The sequence below is a fragment of the Rickettsia rhipicephali str. 3-7-female6-CWPP genome, from assembly GCF_000284075.1.
GTDB classification, from domain to species: Bacteria; Pseudomonadota; Alphaproteobacteria; order Rickettsiales; family Rickettsiaceae; genus Rickettsia; species Rickettsia rickettsii.
Genome location: NC_017042.1, coordinates 114,816 through 133,339, shown reverse-complemented (window position 1 = coordinate 133,339; position 18,524 = coordinate 114,816). Strand labels below are relative to the sequence as shown.

Genomic DNA, 18,524 nt, shown 5'->3' with positions numbered 1-18,524 from the left:
TAATCAACTCATTGTTACCTTCAATTCTTTATCCTTTACATTTATTTTAACCGTTTTACCGCTACTTATTTCGCCTGCTAAAATCATTTTGGCTAAATTATTTTGTATTTCCCGCTGGATAAGGCGTTTTAAGGGTCTTGCTCCAAAGCTTGGATCATAACCTTTTTCGGCTAAATAATTTAAGGCCGATTCATCAAATTCAAGAATAATATTTTGTGCTAGTAAAATTTTCCTTAAGCTTTCAAGCTGTATCTTAACTATATCATGAATATTATTACGATTTAGGCGATGGAATAATATAATCTCGTCTAGTCTGTTTAAAAACTCAGGTTTAAATACTGCTTTTACATATTCCATAACCTCATCCTTTACTTTATATGTATCTTCGTCCTCTTTCTGATTAACGAGTATCTCAGCACCTAAATTAGACGTTAAAACTATTATAGTATTCTTAAAATCAACCGTTATACCTTGACTATCTGTTAATCTTCCCTCATCAAGTATTTGCAGCATAATATTAAATATGTCGGGATGGGCTTTTTCAACCTCATCAAATAATATTACCTGATAAGGACGGCGTCTTACTGCCTCCGTCAACACCCCACCTTGATCATATCCGATATAGCCGGGAGGAGCTCCTATCAGGCGAGAAATAGCGTGCTTCTCCATATATTCCGACATATCTATACGAAGTATTGCATTACGGTCATCAAAAAGAAAACCAGCTAAGGCTTTGGTAAGCTCGGTTTTACCGACTCCGGTCGGTCCTAAGAATAAGAACGAACCAAGCGGGCGGTTAATATCTTGAATCCCTGCACGTGATCTTCTTACCGCATCACTAACACCTTTAATTGCCTCATCCTGCCCTATTACCGATTCTCGTAATTTCTGCTCCATCACAAGCAGACGCTCACGTTCACTTGATAGCATCGTATCAATTGGAATACCAGTAATACGTGAGATAATACTTGCTATATCGCTTTCCGATACAATTTCTTTTAACAGCCCTTTATTATCCATACTTTCGGCTTCCTGAATCTTTTTCATAATCTCAGGTATAATTCCGTATTTTAGCTCACTAGCTTTAGCGAGATTAGCATCACGTTCAGCACGTTCAAGCTCGTTTCGGCTACGGTCTAGTTCTTCTTTGAGCTTTTGTGTTTGCTGTAGTTTAGACTTTTCAGCTTGCCATTTAGCTCCCATATCATAGGATTTAGACTCTAATTTTTCTAATTCTGTAGTTAAATGCTCTATTTTCTTTTTAGAATGCTCGTCATTTTCTTTTTTAAGTGCTGCAAGCTCTATTTTTATCTGAATAATACGACGGTCCAGCTCATCAAGCTCTTCTGGTTTACTTGATAGCTCTATTTTCATACGGCTACAAGCTTCATCAATCAAATCAATAGCTTTATCAGGTAAATAACGATCGGTAATATAACGGTTTGATAACATCGCTGCTGCAACTATTGCACTATCGGAAATTCGCACTGCATGATGCAGCTCATATTTTTCTTTAATTCCTCTAAGTATTGATATAGTATCCTCAACCGTCGGCTCACTCACGTAAACAGGCTGAAAACGACGAGCAAGTGCCGCATCTTTCTCGATATATTTACGATATTCCTCTAGAGTAGTAGCACCGATACAATGCAGCTCACCACGAGCAAGCATCGGCTTTAGTAAATTCGAGGCATCCATAGCACCATCGGTTTTTCCCGTACCGACTAATAGATGCAATTCATCGATAAATAAAATAATTTCACCGCTTGATTCTTTGATTTCGCTAAGCACTGCTTTAAGACGCTCTTCAAATTCGCCTCGATATTTAGCTCCCGCTATTAAAGCTCCCATATCCAGCTCAATAATACGGCAATTAATAAGCGATTCAGGTACGTCCTTACTAAATATTCGTTGTGCAAGCCCCTCTATTATAGCAGTTTTACCGACTCCAGGTTCGCCGATCAATACAGGATTATTTTTCATACGTCGTGATAGTACCTGCACCGTTCTTCTTATTTCTTCATCACGCCCGATTATCGGGTCAAGCTTACCGTTTTCGGCAAACTCTGTTACGTCTCTGCCGTATTTCTTTAGAGCATCGTAACTATTTTCTGCCGATTCGGTATCTGCTTTTTTGCCTTTACGAAGCTGTAAAATAGCTGCTGCTATTTTTTTATTATTAATTCCATTATTCGTTAAAATTTTACCGGCTATAGTATTATCATAAGTTAATGCTTCAAATATACGCTCTATGGTTACAAAGTTATCCCCACTGTCTTTAGCAATGCTACTAGCTTTTTCTAAAACTTTAAGAGCTTCAGCAGAAGAATAAACTTGCCCCCCTCCCTCAACCTGAATTTTTGGGATTTTATTTAGTTCTAGCTGAACTTGATCTCTTAATAAGTTTATATTACCGCCGGTATTATTAATAAGGGTTTGAATTATACCTGTTTCTTCACTTAAAAGACTAGATAATAAATGCAAAGGTAATATTTGCTGATGATCACTTTTAGCAGCAAGTGATTGGCTACTAGCTATCACTGATTTAGCATGTGCAGTAAATTTATCAATATTCATATAAATAACATATTTTAATTAATAAAGTTAAATATTTTTAACTAGACTATTTTTATATAATAATTTTTAATTAAAATAACAAGAGATGCACAACTACATATAGAATTTTATAATGCTTTCATCATTAAAAAAACAATTTGATAACGATAAGGGGTTTTTATTAAATCATACAAAAGAATTTTTAACCACACCCGGAGTAGGCGTTCCTTTAGAAACACATAGAGCTAAAATTGAAGGGAAAACGGTGAAACTCCAATATTAATACGTGACGATCGTAACAATCCCAATGAAAAAATTGTTTTAGGCACTAAAGCTTTTGAAATGTAATATTTAAATGCTATCAGAAGAGCGATAGACATAGCAAAGGGCGAAAATAAACCTGAGCTTGTGCTGAAATTAAATAAAGAAGCAGTAAAATTTATTAATAGTTTTAATGCTTTGAATATGGAAAAATCACAAGAAAATATCTCAAAAAATATGCAACCTGAAATTGACAGTGTTGCTGAATTGCTAGGAAAAAATGGTATTAAAAATGCTCATAAAAAATTAAATGTTGCTAAAGATGTTTAAAATTTCAATACGGTAGGCATGTTATCCCAACCCAGTTACGACAAATTGTTGGCATGAAAAACGCCTTTGAGAAAATTGATGCAATAACCGACAAAGACGGTAAAATTTTTGAAACATTGCTTACATCTAAACATGCAGGTACATTAGCTTCGATTTCAAATGATATAGATTCTAGACAAAAAATTACCGACTTAAATGCACGCCAAGCCCAAGAATGACTTGAAGACGGCGTTACTCTTCATACTAATACATTAAACTCAGGTCCTATAGGAGCTGACAATGATCCCACAATTGTTGATCAGACAAAAAAATCTATAGAAAATGTCGGTGGGAAAAATACTAATACTCCTTTTAATTTATTTAGGCTTATAGGAGTAACAAATAACTTTGCAGGAGTGAGTGATACTTTAAACAAAATAGCAGAAAATTTACCGACTGAAAAAGGAATTGATGAATTAAAAGCACATATTAAACCTAGAAGCAAATTTGAACGTTTTTTTAGGATAAATAAACCTAAAGGAAATGCAGCAGAAATAATTAACAATGCAAATTTAACGGATCAAGAAAAAGAAATATTAAAAAAAACTGTAACATTAAGAAAAAATATTGAGCAAGCAGATATTCCTTTTAGAGTATCCTTCGAGACAAAACTTCCTTTTATATCTTTTGATAAAGAAAATATTAATCTAAATATTATCAGATGTCTTAAGTAATTTAACAGCGAAAATAAGACAAAATAAACAAGAAACTAAAACCACTAGTTTAATAAATTTACCTCAGGAAGAAATATTAACAATGTGTGCTAGCGGTAAAGATAGAGAAGGGCTTAATGAACATAATAAAATATCTCAAGCAGTATCAAAATATACCGGTATAAAAAGAAACAGACATCGATAAACAATCACTTAAAAACTGTCATATTGCTCAGCAAGCAGGTAGTATTTATGCAGGCGGTGCAACAATAGGTTGTTACGGCACTAAAAAAGAAAATAAAAGAGTCATTCCAAAAAGTAGAAAAGAAACACTTGCTGCTATAATGGTATTAACTGCTAAAACTAATAAAACTGAAGACAAAAAAAGATGGATAAAAAGATAGATGCAGAATATGAAAAAATCACCCTAGAGAATCTATCGCAATACGCAGTGATAGGAAAGTTGTTAAACCGTTAACTAAATCGGTGTCACAGCTTAAACCAAGTATAACCCCACCGGTTAAATTTAATAAAAGTCAAAATATAGGTATGGAGAAATAATGTCAGAACTTGCAATTGTAACAGGCGGTACTAGAGGAATAGGTAAAGCTACCGCTTTAGAATTAAAAAATAAGGGTCTTACGGTAGTTGCTAATTTTTTCAGCAATTACGACGCTGCTAAAGGAATGGAAGAAAAATACGGTATAAAAACCAAATGCTGGAATGTTGCGGATTTTGAAGAATGTAGAAAAGCAGTAAAGGAAATTGAAGAGGAGTTTAAAAAACCGGTAAGTATTCTTGTAAATAATGCCGGTATTACCAAAGATAAAATGCTACATAGCATGAGTCATCAAGATTGGAATGAGATTAACGTTAATCTCAATTCTTGCTTTAATATGTCTAGTAGCGTAATGGAGCAGATGCGAAACCAAGATTACGGTCGTATAGTAAATATCAGTTCAATTAATGCTCAAGCAGGGCAAGGTTGGGCAGACTAAATTACTCTGCTGCTAAAGCTGGAATTATCGGCTTTACTAAGGCCCTTGCTCGTGAAACTGCTTCTAAAAATATCACCATTAACTGTATAGCTCCAGGGTATATTGCAACCGAAATGGTAGGAGCAGTACCCGAAGACGTGCTTGTTAAAATCGTTAATAGTATCCCCAAAAAAAGACTAGGACAGCCGGAAGAAATAGCTAGAGCTGTGGCATTTTTAGTTGATAAAAATGCCGGATTTATAATAACAGGTGAGACTATTTCTATCAACGGCGGCCATAATATGATTTAAACAATTAACTAATAATAGATTAGAATATGAAAGAGATCGTAAACCAATTAATCTCTAAAGGAAGAGAACTTTTAAGTAAAAATGAATATAAAGAAGCACTTAATATATTTTTACCTTAATTAAACAATATAAAGGTTTTCTACATATCTATTATTATGAAGGCATCACTTACTTGTGTTGGGGAGAGTATTATAATAATGTTGAACAAACAGACCTTTACCTTAAGGCAGTAGCTTCATTACGACAAGCAGCTCTATATACATCTAAACCTAAAGATACTGATTTTTTATTAGGAAAAGCTTTTTATAAAGCAGGCAAATTAAGCGAAGCTGGTACTGTACTTAACAAATATATAATATCTTGTCCAGAGAATGAAGAAGAATTTCAGGAAATTCTCAGTCAAATAACTCTAGAACTTAATAAAACTACTAATTCACCGATGTTATCGAGAGATAGTAGTCAATTAACTTTAATAATAAAGATTCGCATGATATAATAGAAGTGAGTCAAACATTAAATGCATTAATAAGCATAATAGCTAAACATGACCACGATATAGCTCGACATGCGCAAGCAATTGCAGACATAAAAAAATGTTACAATCTGCAAATGTTGGGTATACTGCAGATATAAACAACCAAATTAAAGAATTGAAAGTCATTAACCCTAAATTAGAAGAATATTATAAATGTTTTAGTATGGCTTTACACAATGTATGTATTGCTGCTAGTGCTGTAAGTAGCGGCCTAGTAGTTCCTGATGCATAGCATTTGGAACGTGTGAGTGCCTCTTCTCTTATAAAATGGGTTTGTTATCTTGGCGACATAGCAGCGTCCGGTTTTTTAAATTCTATTGCCACTGCTCTAATAGCAGTTCCGCACATGATGCCGGTGATAATATGTTTAACTCTAAGGAAGAAAAAAAGCTAGTAGATGTACTTACTAAATTTTGTAAAATGATTAATAAACAATCTGATATAACCGTACCTGTAGGACAAGATCTACAGAGATTAGCTTTACTTTTTGCTAATTTAAGGAGTGTAGAAATCAAAAAAAATAATGAGACAGATTTCAGTAATTTCTTTACGACTAAATTGCCAATGCAAAATAAATTTTTTCGTTATGATACCAATAATACCAAAGAAATGAATAGTAATCCTATGGAAAAATTAGCGTTTCAATATGCTATTTCTTTGATTAGTTATATGTATCCATCATGCAAAGGATATATTTAAAGAGTTCTAAATCGTTGTTAAATCAAATTTTAACTACTACAAAAGAAGGATTAAGCACATCATCATGGGATGATATAATGAAAACTACTCCCGGCAATGTAGAATACGATTTATGGCAAATGGAAAAGCAAGTACCTGAATCTGAAATAATCACTGAGAAAGCAAAAAGCGGACAGCTGCGAAGTATAAAGATATCTTGCTTTTCGGTTGATTGCTCAAAGCCATTTTTGAAAAAAATAGCGATTTCTTCAACCGGCATCAGAAGAAGAGTTGAAGATTTTCTTAATCAAAAATATTTTGCTGATAAATTTACTGAAGAAAAACAAGGTTGTTTTGTCTTATTCTTAGCATATAAAATATTTAGATATGGTAATAAGGTATGTCTCGAATATTTTAGCGAGCAACAGCCGGAGCTAATTACAAAAATTTTCGATGATTATCCTCATTTATTTTTTAGGAGAGAGGCAATTAACATTATGTATTAAAAATGAAGATGGTAGACAAAAAGCATTAGATGCAATAAAGTTAAAATCGTCAGATAAATTTTTTAAAGATTGCTTTGATACAGTATTCCCTAAGGTAGATGTTGTTGTAAACCTCATATTTGAAGAAGAACCTAAACCGAAGCACATACCTAATGAGCCTGAGCTTGTATTTAACTTAGAGCTCATACCTTTAAATATAGACGAAAATGATGATGTACTACCAACAGGTAATGTAGAAAATAACCACTAAATTTTTAAAATGACTAGCATATATCACATTCTTGACCGTGTTCCTGCTATTTATAAGCAGGACATGGAAATAGAGTATGAGCATTTGGCTATGCAATTAATTAAGTCCGGTAAATTACGGATAGATACCGATGATTGCTGCAATTTTGCAAGGTTTACCGAACCTGCTCTTAATATAAGCTTAATGGTTAGTCAAGAAGAGCTAACAAGCCCGCATTTAATCCCTGAAACTACCAAGCTTTTTCAAAATTTATACAGAAATTCCGCTTCAGATCAAAAAATAAAATCAATTTTCGATAATTTAAAAAAGCAAATACGAAAGCTACAGCCGGTTAAGAAAGAAGTAACCGAAATGCTAGCACGTATTTTTGTTCAGTCGGCTCATCCGATCGTAATAAGGTGGCTTCTTCTTAATAAGACGGAAGTATTTCTTACCTACTCACATAATATCGGCGATATGATGGATATGGTTAGCTGGCAACGAGTAGGCAGTAATAGCGGTATGCAAAGCACTAACGGCAAGGACGTAGCTATTTTTGTTTCATGCGGCGGTAATCCTTTTGCTGAAAACAATAAAGATCATCCGACTTACGGCAACGGCTTTGCTGCGGCAGCAAGACTTCAGATTATCGCAGCCCAAGAGCTTGGGCATTTTGCCGATATAAAAAGAGATAATAAAGGCAGGCAAATAACTCGCCATTCGGCTAATTTTTCCGGTACTAAAGCTACCGATAAAGTACGAATTGCTAGAAAAAATGACATAATACATTGTCATAATTTGCTGAGTAAGCTCCTTAAAGCAGGTATGCAAAAGCAATTAGATTATGAAACGAAACTTAAATTTTATAATGCAAATAAAGTTAGCAGCTTAAAAGTTTATGCTATAAAATTCATGATTTTTATATATAAATTTCGGCTTTTAAATTATAGCAGTAGGAATAATCTAATATTTGTAAGAAAATTTAAAACCGATGAATATATGGCATTAATGATTTATGCTATGTTTAAAGATATGCAAGCTAATTTATCACCAGCAGCTGACGTGTATAAAAATAAAAACCCTGAAATTGAAGAAGCGACAGCCTGCATTGAAGCCTTAGCGAGAGTACCGCAACAAGCCGTAAAATGGGGATATTTAACTACCAAAGAAACTATGCATGACCTTTATAAAATATATTATAACGAGGTTATACCTTCTTTAATTACTAGCTATAATGCTGTCACCGGTGAAAATTATCAACGTGATTTTAAAAAGCCAAAAAGTAATTTCTTTTCTAAAATCAATATCTTTAGTAACAAAAAGTTAGTACTAAAACCGGTTAGGGAATTATGAGTATACTGATGTGAAATGAAGAATGGTAGACGAAGATTAACTTCAAAAAGAGCAAGGAATTCACAAGGCGATGAGGCATTTGCTGCGCGGATATTGTTTTTTCGTCATTGCGAGGAAAATTACAAAGTAATTTGACGAAGCAATCTCAGGAGTTTGTTATTATTTCATGAGATTGCCACGCAGCCTATACGGCTGCTCACAATGACGATTTGGTATCCCACATAGGAATGATATTTTTAGAACAATATCTTTAACTTTAATGAACCTTGGTGGCTAGTATATTTGCTGCGTAAATTACAGTTATACGTTGCAAGTAGCTCAATATTCTTATGAGCGGTAAGTAAACTTGCACCTACATTATAGCCAACTTTCGGTGTGCTGCTACTTGTAGTGTTTTCAAAGTAATTATCTGCCCAAATAAATCTAGCTTTCACCTTAGGTTGCTTATTGCTAAAGCTATTTTCTACGGAAGAATGTAGTCCCGGTACTATTTGAGTATCGTTTGATAATCTCTTAGGAGCGGTTAATTTTATGCCTGCAATCCCTGTAGTTAAGTTACCGGACTTACCAGTGACATACATATTATTCACACCTGTACCGGTTTCGGTATAAGCCTTATCTTTATATGATACCGATATTAGGCATTAAATTTATACCGTCCATGGCAGAGAATTGATAACCGACATTACCCTCAAAACCATAAGCTTTGCTTGTATATTTACCGCTAGCCGTTTTATAGCTATTAAGTCCGACCGGTCTTAAGTCCTTTTTGTTGATTTTACTGTTACTTGCTGAAAATATTTCTTGTAATATATTGTTACGTGGATACCATCTTGTCATTGCGAGGAAATTACGAAGTAATTGACGAAGCAATCTCAGGACATTTGACGAGATTGCCACGCAAGTACTACGGCTGCTCACAATGACAACCGGGTATCCATCTGCACAAAGCACACTCGTAATGACGTCCTAAAAAATTAGTACACTACGACACTGTCAATAAACTGTATAATTTTTCATGGATGTTAGTTAGCTTACCTATATCATTTCCACCGGCTTGAGCAAGGCTTGCTTGTCCACCTCCGCCGCTGCCACCTAAGAATAAAGAAAGTTTTTTTGCAATTATATCTGCATTGTATTTGTCTGTTATAGCTTTACTCACCGCAACCGTAATAGATAATTTACCAATTCCCTCGGCAATATATACCATTATCAAATCTTCTACTTTTCTTGTTAAATTCTCGGCAGCTTGACGTAATATTTTATTGTCTATATTTCCTACTTTTTTGTATAATAGTTTTATTCCTGTTATTTGTGCAGCTTGCTTTTCAATTTGCTCTATACTTAAATCTAAACTAGCTAAATGAGTTTTTTCTAACTCTTTCTCAACTTCCTTGTTACGCTCTAAGATATTATTAACCTTAGTAATAAGTTCATTTTTATTAGTTTTTAAACTGCTTTCTATCGACTTAAGTAAACTATCCTTTTCTCTCATTAATTTAATTACGAATTCACCGCAAACTGCTTCAATTCTACGAACACCTGCTGCTATAGCACTTTCGCTTGTGATTTTAAAGCAACCGATGTCACCGGTACGTCTGACATGCGTACCGCCGCATAATTCTAAAGAAGTCTCACCCATCTTAACTACTCTTACTTCAGAGTCGTATTTCTCGCCAAATAGTGCCATAGCTCCTTGTTTAACTGCATCTTCAGTTGCCATGAATGTAGTATTTACTTCATGATTATCTCTAATAATCTCATTTACCTTATCTTCTATTAAAGTGATTTCTTCATTAGTCACAGCTTTAGAATGGCTAATATCAAAGCGTAAATAAGTCGGAGCGACTAACGAACCTTTTTGAGTAACATGTTTACCAAGTACCTCATGCAGTACTGCATGTAATATATGCGTTGCCGAGTGATGAATTCTTAAATTTTGCCTATATCTTATGTCTATACTAAAATTAGCATTCTCGCCTACGTTAATTTGCCCCTTTTTCAAAATACATTTGTGGACTATAATAGAGCCTAAATATTTTAAAGTATCTATTACTTCTACTTCAGAATCTTTTGCAAATATCGTTCCGATGTCACCTATTTGACCGCCTGATTCACCGTAGAAAGGAGTTTGGTTGCTGATTAGCAGGAATTGTGTATCTATCTCTTTTATATCATTAACTAAATTATTATTTTTGATTAATGCAATTATTTGACATTTTGCTTCATTAAGTGTATATCCTAAAAACTCCGTGCTACCATGTTGTTCTTTGATATCAAACCACAACTGATCGGTTTTTGATTCACCGGAGCCAAGCCAAGATTTTCTAGCACGTTCTTTTTGCATAAGCATTTGCTCTTCAAACCCTTTGTGATCAACGGAAATATCGCGGTTTTTTAGAATATCTTCGGTTAAATCAAGCGGAAATCCGTAAGTATCGTATAGTTTAAATGCTACTTCTCCTGATAATTCATTACCTTTTGTTAGCGTTTCTGTTTCTTCGGTAAGAAGTTTGAGACCACGTTCTAATGTGGCTTTAAATCTAATTTCTTCTTGTTCTAAGATACTACTTATAAAGCGTTCTGCTCTTTTAAGTTCAGGATAAACATTCCCCATTAAATCAACAAGTTTTGGCAGTAATTTATACATTAACGGCTCTTTTGCCCCAAGCATATGAGCATGCCTCATGGATCTTCGCATAATGCGGCGAAGTACGTAACCACGCCCCTCATTTGAAGGAATAACGCCGTCAGCTATTAAAAAGCTACTTGCTCGTAAGTGGTCGGCAATAACTCGGTAAGAAAATTTAGCTTCTCCCTCTACTTTCACTTTTACTATATTTTCAGTAAAATTAATTATTTCCTGAAATAAATCTATATTATAATTGTTGTTAACATGCTGTAATACTGCCGTCATACGCTCAAGACCCATACCGGTATCGATAGATTTTTGCGATAATTCTATGCTAGTATCTTTATCGATTTGTTCATATTGCATAAATACCATATTCCAAATCTCGATAAATCTATCACCGTCTTCATCTTTAGTACCGGGAAGTCCGCCATATATTTGTTCACCGTGATCGTAAAAAATTTCGGAACAAGGACCGCAAGGGCCAGTATCACCCATTGACCAAAAATTATCGTTTGTTCTGATCTTTATGATGCGATCATCCCCAAAACCTGCTATTTTTTTCCAATAAGAAGCTGCTTCGTCATCGGTATGATAAATTGTTGCATAAAGCTTGTCTTTTGGGAGTTCAAATTCTTTAGTCAATAAATTCCAAGCGGAATATATGGCTTGTTCTTTAAAATAGTCACCGAATGAAAAATTACCTAGCATTTCAAAAAAGGTATGATGTCTTGCAGTATAACCGACATTCTCAAGGTCGTTATGCTTGCCGCCGGCTCTAAGAGACTTTTGACTAGTTACCGCTTTGTTATAAGGTCTTTTTTCTTGTCCGGTAAAAACATTTTTAAATTGTACCATTCCGGAATTAACAAACATTAAGCTAGGATCATTGTGTGGAATTAACGAGCTGGTCGGTACATGTGTATGATTATTTGCTTTAAAGTAAGTTATAAATTTACTTCTAACTTCTTCGGTGGTAAATTTAGTCATGGTAAGATATATTATTTAATGTTATGTCATTCCGGAGAGGATCATTTTTCGTCATTGCGAGGAAAATTACGTAGTAATTGTACGTACGCAATCTCGTGCCAAAGTCCTGAGGTTGCCACGCTCCTTATCAGTCGTTCGCAATGACGGTTCGGGTATCCACGCAGAAATGACGTCCAGTATAGTAAAATACACTGAATTATGATTAAAATAAATTTATTTATGAAAAATATTTTTGATTCGATCAAATTACATTTTGTTCAATTTGCTACAAAATTAAAAATATTTTCTTTCAAAAGAAAAAAGATTGTGGTGTTACTAGGTAATAAAGGTGTATTTCTTAGTACTTTTCTCGATAATAAATTATTAGATAAATTATTTATCCCTACTCGGGAACAGATAGACTTAAATCCTTATAAAAACTTTTTTAGTAAATTTCCAAAAAGCGATATTTATTTTTTACTTGACGGCAGGGAATGTAAAACACGGCACGATCAAATACCTATATTACAGTCAATAGTTAAACTTGATCCTATTGAACAATTTATTGAAGGTTATTTTAATAAAGAAGACATTATAGCACATTGTGTTTACGAAATTACTACTACCCCAAGTGAAATTTGGTCGACTTTAATTATGTCGTATCCATTTGAAACACCTTTAAGTGATATAATTTCATGCATTATAGATAAAAGATCTCTTGATTTAAAAGGAATTTACTTTTTAACGTTAGAGCTAAAAGTTATTATAAATAAAATAGTGCAGAATATAGAAAATGATAAATATAATGATTATTTTCAAATTTGTGTATATGTATCACAAGCTAGCGGTATAAAATTTATTATCAAACATAAAAATAATATAATAACAATTAGAAATCTTGAGTATCCATTTGATAAAACAACCGGCTATGTTCAAGGTATTATAGAACAAGAAATTAATGATTGTTTGATATTATTTAAAAATTATATAAGTACTCTTGACCAAAGAGCCTGTATAATTCTTATAGTAGATGAAGAGTTAAAATCTTTATTAGAATCAACAAATTTTGAAGAACGTCCTGTAATCTTTATACCGGTTGATAATATACTAAATAAGCAAACTCTAGAAAAAGAAAGATTTATAGATACGAATATTAGTAGACTGTTTCTAGAATATAAGAGTTTTCCCGCTTATAATAATAATTTAAAATCAATAAAAAAACTAGTTACTATAAAGGATCTGACATTTAAATTATATAGTGCATTACTTATAATATTAATATTAGTGGTCGGTATTATCAAATATAATACAAAACAAAATTACAAAGACATAAACTCTATTAATGAAAAATATTATGCAACAAATCAAGAATATGATGGTCTCAAATATAAATATCCTTATATTAAAAATACTACTAGCCTAGCTGATTTATATGTAATAGAAAAATTACTAGAAGCACCGGTACCACTGCCGTTTGATTTACTTAAAAGGCTAATAATTACTTTAAATCCGGCTTTTAAATTAGAAGAAATTAAATGGGAATTAACAAATATAGATAATAGTTTGTTAGTTTCTAAGAGACAATTAATAATCAAATTAATACTTAAATATCATACTAATAATCTATCGGTAGATGAATCTCTAAAGATGCTAGATGATTATATGACAAACGTAAAAAATAAATTATCTAATTTGCAGATAGATTATGTTATTTATAAGGATAAAATACTTGATATATTCGGTCAGGTAGTAATTCCTTTATCGGTTAATATAGTTGATAATAAAACGTAATATTCCATGTCATTCCCGCGTAGGCGGGAATGACATAAACCATGCAACGGCACTAATAACCCAAGGTAAAAATAATGTTTGAAAAATATATTATGTACTTAAAGAATCTTATATTTTTTCAATTTATTATATATTTCTTCTTTATTTCCTTAACTATTTGGATAATAAAAATTTTCCAGCAAGAATACAGTAAATCTATTCTTGATAAACAAGTTTTACAAGAAAATTTAACAGAGGAAGTTTTAAAGCTTTATTCTGTCATTAACTCTAAAGAAGAAATATTAGAATCGTACAAAAAATATGTAGATTTAAGCGTGCCAAGTAGTGTGAGTTGCTTAAATTATCAAGAACTAATTCCTAAAATAAAAAGCTTAAGCAATAAATATGATTTAGTAGAACCTATAGATGTATTTATAAATTCAGTATTTTTTAAAAATAATGTTCAGGCGATTGAAGGAGAAGGTGAATCGATTTATGTAAATAATTATAGCATAAATATAAAATATGCATGTGCAGATTTTTTGACTTTTCTAAAAATATTCTCTGAAATTTATTCTTATATGCCTGCTAATACTCTTATATCTTTTGTACGAGTACGTAATGAAGAAGTGTTAACACCTAAGAATATATATAAACTTTCAGTAAATCATGCTCCTAATCTTGTTTATGCTAAATTGATATTATATATCAGAGAATTAGCCTCAAAATAAATTACCAAAATGAATAATGCAATAGTACTTAATAACGTAAATACTAGTTTATTTAAAAAAGATATTGTTAATAATTTTGCCAATAATCTTATGAAATCTACTTGCTCTACTATTGCAAATATGCTTGCTATAGATTATACGCTAAGGCTTAATTCTAAACCAGAAGCTGAAAAATATATTAATAAATGTATTTCTAGACTCAAAAATTATTTAGGTATGCGGGTTGTTAACGATGATAATTTTTCCGTAGCATTAGAGTTATTTGCAATAATGATTACTTCTGAAGACGAAAATGAGCAAAATAAGAATAATATTTTGGAACAATCACAAGATATAATAGCAGAAAATCTTGTAGAAGTTTATTTTGGAGATGAAATAAATAGTACCGAAAAAGAAAAAATTAAAAATATATTTAAAACTCTTTTAAAAGAGAAGAATTTTGACAAAATAATAAATTATGCGGAGTCTCACAAAAAATTATTTAAGGCTTCTGTAATGTATGCAATGAAGAAATATAATAATGTTGATGAAGCAACCATCTATATAAAGAAAGAATTTAATAAAATATTAGAGAGGTCTTTAGTATTTACACAAAAAAGTAATATGTTTAAACAAGCAACCGGAAAAATCGCCGGTGCTGTTTGTGCTTTATTAGTCGGAGCAATCAGTGTTGCGACTGCGGGAGCGGCTTTTTCTATCATAGTTGTACCGGCATCAATTTTTGCCATCAGATATGCACCTGAACTTGGTGAAAAAATTGGAGGATTAATTTTGAATAATGATAATGCAATAAAACTAGAACAAAGCAATATAGATAAGTTTATGAAAACATTACAAAATGATAAAGAAAGTCTTCTATCTCAAGAAAAAACAAAAAACATCAAACAAAATATTAAAGTTTCTCCTTCTCAAATCAATGCTAAATTAACTAAGAAAGTGGTTAATGAAAAACATAGATAGGGTATAGTCATTGCGAGAAGAATTACGCAGTAATTCGATGAAGCAATCCAGTAAAAATTCTGTAAATCAGAATTTTTTTAATTATTGTTCTAGATTGCCACACCGCTACGCTTCTCGCAATGACGACTACGGTATCAACGCAAGCAAAGCTATTCGCATAAAATAAAGCTATTTTTACTTGAGAATATAAAATATTACTCTTATTATCTTTTTTAAAATCAATAAAATAACTTAATGAGAAAAGTAGTAATATCCGGCATGATCGGCAACGCTTTAGAATGGTATGATTATGCATTATATGCGCAATTTGCTTATATTATAGGGCAGCATTTTTTCTGGATCCAGAAATGCGAGAGACTTTAACTTTTGTGGTATTTGCTACAGGCTTTGGTAGTACGACCTCTTGGCGGTATTATTTTCGGTAATATAGGTGATAGATTCGGTAGACGTACTGCTTTGGTGATGGGTATTATAGCTATACCGCTCCTTTATTAAGATAAGCCTGAAAATGATTAGGGTTTAGTGCAATTGCTTTGTTATAAGCTTCAAGGGCCAACTCATATTTTTCAGGAAACCTAAGTCCCAGTATTCTTAGTCTAAATCCATATCCAATATATGCATCTGCATCATTCGGATTTTGTTTTATAGCTTTATCACATTCTACTAATTCTTTTTCAAAATCATTTGCAACTGATTCAGGTTGTTTATTAAACAAGAACTTATAACCATAAAAACATATTACTATCACCACAAGAATTAAAATGCCGACAATTAAATATTTATACTGCATATGTGCTTATGATTTTATTGTAATTAATAATATTATAAATTACACTTTATAAATGATGTAACTTGTCTATAATAACTAATTAGTAATTAAGTTATTTAAAGCTCAATGAATAGGTCTAAGTTCATTTTTTTATCTGCTATTTCAGGTAATGTACTCGAATATTATGATTTTACGGTATATTCAGTTTTTTCGCTGATTATTGGACAAGTTTTTTTTCCAGGCGAATCAGAATTCATTAGAATTCTTCTAAGCCTTGGAGTATTTGCGGTTGGCTTTCTGACAAGACCGATAGGAGGCATATTATTCGGTTATATCGGTGATAGATACGGTAGACGTATCGCTTTAATAATTTCGATGCTAGGTATGACTATTCCGACCTTTATTATGGGTCTCATACCCTCATATGCAAGTATTGGGATTTATGCCCCTATAACTCTAGTTATAATGCGGCTTATTCAAGGTTTATGTATTAGCGGTGAAGGAACGGGAGCGGCAATTTTTATCCTTGAACATCGTCAAAATTTAAGACCGGGTTTTACAGCAGGTTTAGTACATGGTTCAAATATCGCCGGTACCTTAATTGCAACATTTATCGGTATTATAATAGAACGTTATTTCTCTCATATAGATTTTGCTTGGCGTTTTGCTTTTCTGCTTGGCGGATTTATGGGTCTTGCAGGATTTTACTTGCGATTGCGTGTATCGGAAACACCGATTTTTAAAATGCTTGAGAAAAAGAAACAAGTTCTTAAAGCACCTTTTTCCAATGTAATTAGAACTGCTTGGAGATCGATGTTTTTAACTATGTGTATAGGTGCTATCGCTAGCAGCGTTATGTATTTAGTAAAAACATATATAAATGTTTTCTATTATAATGTAATGCATCTTAGTAATACTATTGCTTTATCATATTTAGCGTATAGTTCGTTTATTGCGATGATAGCGATGCCGCTTGCTGGCGGTACTGCCGATATTATCGGAAAATTTAAAATGGCAATGCTTGTTGGTGTTGCTATCTTGATATTGATTTTACCGACCATGTTACTTATGTCGACAGAAGAGATGTGGCAACAAATTATAGCTCTTACAATGCTTGGTATGCTCGCAGGAAGCATAGCAGGTACAGCTTATATATTCGTTATATCCTTGTTTACGGCAGAACAAAGATTTACCGGTGTTGCTTTCAGCTACAATTTTGCAATAGCGATATTCGGCGGAACTTCACCTATTATTTCTCGTTGGCTTGTAGAGCGCACAGGCTTATTCTATGCTCCGGCTTTTTATATTATGATCATTGCTGCCGTATTTTTAGTGATTATGTATATGATGAGGAAAATAATTAAATCGTTGCTTAATAATTATGAACATAGAAAATAAAGAAATAACAAGTAGTTGGTTTACTAATTTACGTGATTTATTGTGCAAAGAATTTGAAAAAATCGAAGAAGAATATGCACAAACCAAAGGTTTAAAACCGGCTAAGTTCGTACGCTCAAGCTGGCAACGTAACGGCGGCGGTGGCGGTGTCATGTCTCTCATGAAAGGAGAAGTATTTGAAAAAGTCGGGGTTAATATATCTACCGTATTCGGTGAATTTTCTCCCGAATTCCGCAGCGAAATTCCAGGAGCAGAGCTAGACGGGAAATTCTTTGCAACAGGCATTTCATTAGTCGCACATCTTAAATCGCCGCTAATTCCCGCTATGCATTTTAATACTCGTTATATAGAAACTTCTAAAAGTTGGTTTGGTGGCGGTGGCGATTTAACACCTTTTTATCCGGAAGAAAACGAAACTGTAAAGTTTCATGCAGTTTTTAAAGAAGCGTGCGATAAGTATGATTCTAGCTATTATCCTAAATTCAAAAAGCAATGTGATGAATATTTTTATCTAAAGCATCGAAAAGAGCCGAGAGGAGTAGGCGGAATATTCTATGATTACTTAAATAACGATAATTTTGAACAGGATTTTGCCTTTACACAGGACGTAGGTAAGGCTTTGTTGTCGGTGTATCCTGAAATCGTTAGAAGTAAGTTATTTTTACCTTGGACAGCTGAGCAGAAAGAATACCAACTTATAAGGCGAGGTAGATATGTAGAATTTAATTTGTTATATGACCGCGGTACTAAATTCGGCTTAATGACCGATGGAAATGTCGAAGCAATATTAATGTCATTGCCACCTGAAGTAAAGTTTAATTGACTTTTTTAAAATCATAACCGGAATGACAAAATGCTATTTCGGTG

At 32.9% G+C, this 18,524-nt stretch carries 16 protein-coding genes and 5 pseudogenes; 16 read left to right on the top strand and 5 right to left on the bottom strand.

The genetic code is table 11. The annotated features are described in order from the left end of the window. Window positions 1-3: 3 nt before the first annotated feature. Window positions 4-2,577 (bottom strand): ATP-dependent chaperone ClpB, encoded by a 2,574-nt coding sequence (clpB, locus tag MCC_RS00800; protein WP_014408123.1) that lies wholly within the window; start codon window positions 2,575-2,577, stop codon window positions 4-6. Between the two features lie 112 nt (window positions 2,578-2,689). On the opposite strand from clpB, the gene MCC_RS09885 reads away from it, so the two are divergent. The 10 genes and pseudogenes from MCC_RS09885 (at window position 2,690) to MCC_RS00755 (ending at window position 8,428) form a co-directional block, all read left to right on the top strand. Beyond that, a complete protein-coding gene (locus MCC_RS09885; RefSeq protein WP_231288720.1) occupies window positions 2,690-2,839 on the top strand; it encodes a hypothetical protein in 150 nt (49 codons plus the stop codon). 125 nt (window positions 2,840-2,964) lie between these two features. Beyond that, window positions 2,965-3,147 carry a hypothetical protein gene (locus MCC_RS09880; RefSeq protein WP_155813834.1) on the top strand — a complete coding sequence of 61 codons (183 nt, stop codon included), beginning with the start codon at window positions 2,965-2,967 and terminating at the stop codon, window positions 3,145-3,147. A 53-nt stretch (window positions 3,148-3,200) separates the two neighbouring features. Further along, window positions 3,201-3,365 (top strand): hypothetical protein, encoded by a 165-nt coding sequence (locus tag MCC_RS09875; RefSeq protein WP_231288719.1) that lies wholly within the window; start codon window positions 3,201-3,203, stop codon window positions 3,363-3,365. A 177-nt stretch (window positions 3,366-3,542) separates the two neighbouring features. Next, on the top strand, window positions 3,543-3,860 hold the full coding sequence (locus MCC_RS09870) for a hypothetical protein (protein WP_041405390.1): 318 nt from the start codon (window positions 3,543-3,545) through the stop codon (window positions 3,858-3,860). A gap of 539 nt (window positions 3,861-4,399) precedes the next feature. Continuing rightward, window positions 4,400-5,127 (top strand): annotated as a pseudogene (locus MCC_RS00780) (SDR family oxidoreductase). 439 nt (window positions 5,128-5,566) lie between these two features. After that, window positions 5,567-5,760: pseudogene (locus MCC_RS07455) on the top strand (hypothetical protein). After that, a complete protein-coding gene (locus MCC_RS09315; protein WP_014408121.1) occupies window positions 5,721-5,894 on the top strand; it encodes a hypothetical protein in 174 nt (57 codons plus the stop codon). Before MCC_RS07455 ends, MCC_RS09315 begins: the two are co-directional and overlap by 40 nt. Window positions 5,895-6,025: 131 nt before the next feature. Further along, complete coding sequence (locus MCC_RS00770; protein WP_014408120.1) at window positions 6,026-6,361, top strand: hypothetical protein; 336 nt, start codon at window positions 6,026-6,028, stop codon at window positions 6,359-6,361. 207 nt (window positions 6,362-6,568) lie between these two features. Continuing rightward, window positions 6,569-7,096, top strand: a pseudogene (locus MCC_RS00760) (hypothetical protein). Window positions 7,097-7,105: 9 nt separating this feature from the next. Continuing rightward, window positions 7,106-8,428, top strand: coding sequence for a DUF2748 family protein (locus MCC_RS00755; RefSeq protein WP_014408119.1), 1,323 nt, complete (start codon window positions 7,106-7,108; stop codon window positions 8,426-8,428). Window positions 8,429-8,664: 236 nt separating this feature from the next. Here MCC_RS00755 and MCC_RS00750 read toward each other — a convergent pair whose 3' ends face one another. From MCC_RS00750 to alaS, 3 genes are all read right to left on the bottom strand, one after another. After that, window positions 8,665-9,009 (bottom strand): autotransporter outer membrane beta-barrel domain-containing protein, encoded by a 345-nt coding sequence (locus MCC_RS00750; protein ID WP_014408118.1) that lies wholly within the window; start codon window positions 9,007-9,009, stop codon window positions 8,665-8,667. Window positions 9,010-9,049: 40 nt separating this feature from the next. Next, a complete protein-coding gene (locus MCC_RS00745; protein WP_014408117.1) occupies window positions 9,050-9,268 on the bottom strand; it encodes an autotransporter outer membrane beta-barrel domain-containing protein in 219 nt (72 codons plus the stop codon). 145 nt (window positions 9,269-9,413) lie between these two features. Continuing rightward, entirely contained in the window at window positions 9,414-12,050 is a 2,637-nt protein-coding gene (gene alaS / locus MCC_RS00740; protein WP_014408116.1) for an alanine--tRNA ligase, read from the bottom strand. A gap of 198 nt (window positions 12,051-12,248) precedes the next feature. Here alaS and MCC_RS00735 point away from each other — a divergent pair, with 198 nt between their 5' ends. From MCC_RS00735 to MCC_RS09865, 4 genes and pseudogenes are all read left to right on the top strand, one after another. Next, the gene (locus tag MCC_RS00735; protein ID WP_014408115.1) at window positions 12,249-13,820 is read left to right on the top strand and encodes a hypothetical protein; all 1,572 of its coding nucleotides are present in this window, start codon (window positions 12,249-12,251) and stop codon (window positions 13,818-13,820) included. Between the two features lie 74 nt (window positions 13,821-13,894). Then, entirely contained in the window at window positions 13,895-14,530 is a 636-nt protein-coding gene (locus MCC_RS00730; protein ID WP_014408114.1) for a hypothetical protein, read from the top strand. Between the two features lie 9 nt (window positions 14,531-14,539). Then, window positions 14,540-15,490, top strand: a complete 951-nt coding sequence (locus MCC_RS00725) for an RP853 family protein (RefSeq protein ID WP_014408113.1) — start codon at window positions 14,540-14,542, stop codon at window positions 15,488-15,490. Between the two features lie 234 nt (window positions 15,491-15,724). After that, window positions 15,725-15,976, top strand: a pseudogene (locus tag MCC_RS09865) (MFS transporter); the annotation flags it as partial. Here the strand turns inward: MCC_RS09865 and MCC_RS00715 are convergent. After that, window positions 15,969-16,205: pseudogene (locus MCC_RS00715) on the bottom strand (tetratricopeptide repeat protein); the annotation flags it as partial. The pseudogenes MCC_RS09865 and MCC_RS00715 overlap by 8 nt on opposite strands. Window positions 16,206-16,385: 180 nt before the next feature. Here MCC_RS00715 and MCC_RS00710 point away from each other — a divergent pair. Further along, window positions 16,386-17,657, top strand: a complete 1,272-nt coding sequence (locus MCC_RS00710) for an MFS transporter (protein WP_014408111.1) — start codon at window positions 16,386-16,388, stop codon at window positions 17,655-17,657. Next, window positions 17,641-18,480, top strand: a complete 840-nt coding sequence (hemF, locus tag MCC_RS00705; protein ID WP_014408110.1) for an oxygen-dependent coproporphyrinogen oxidase — start codon at window positions 17,641-17,643, stop codon at window positions 18,478-18,480. Before MCC_RS00710 ends, hemF begins: the two co-directional genes overlap by 17 nt. Window positions 18,481-18,524 lie beyond the last annotated feature (44 nt).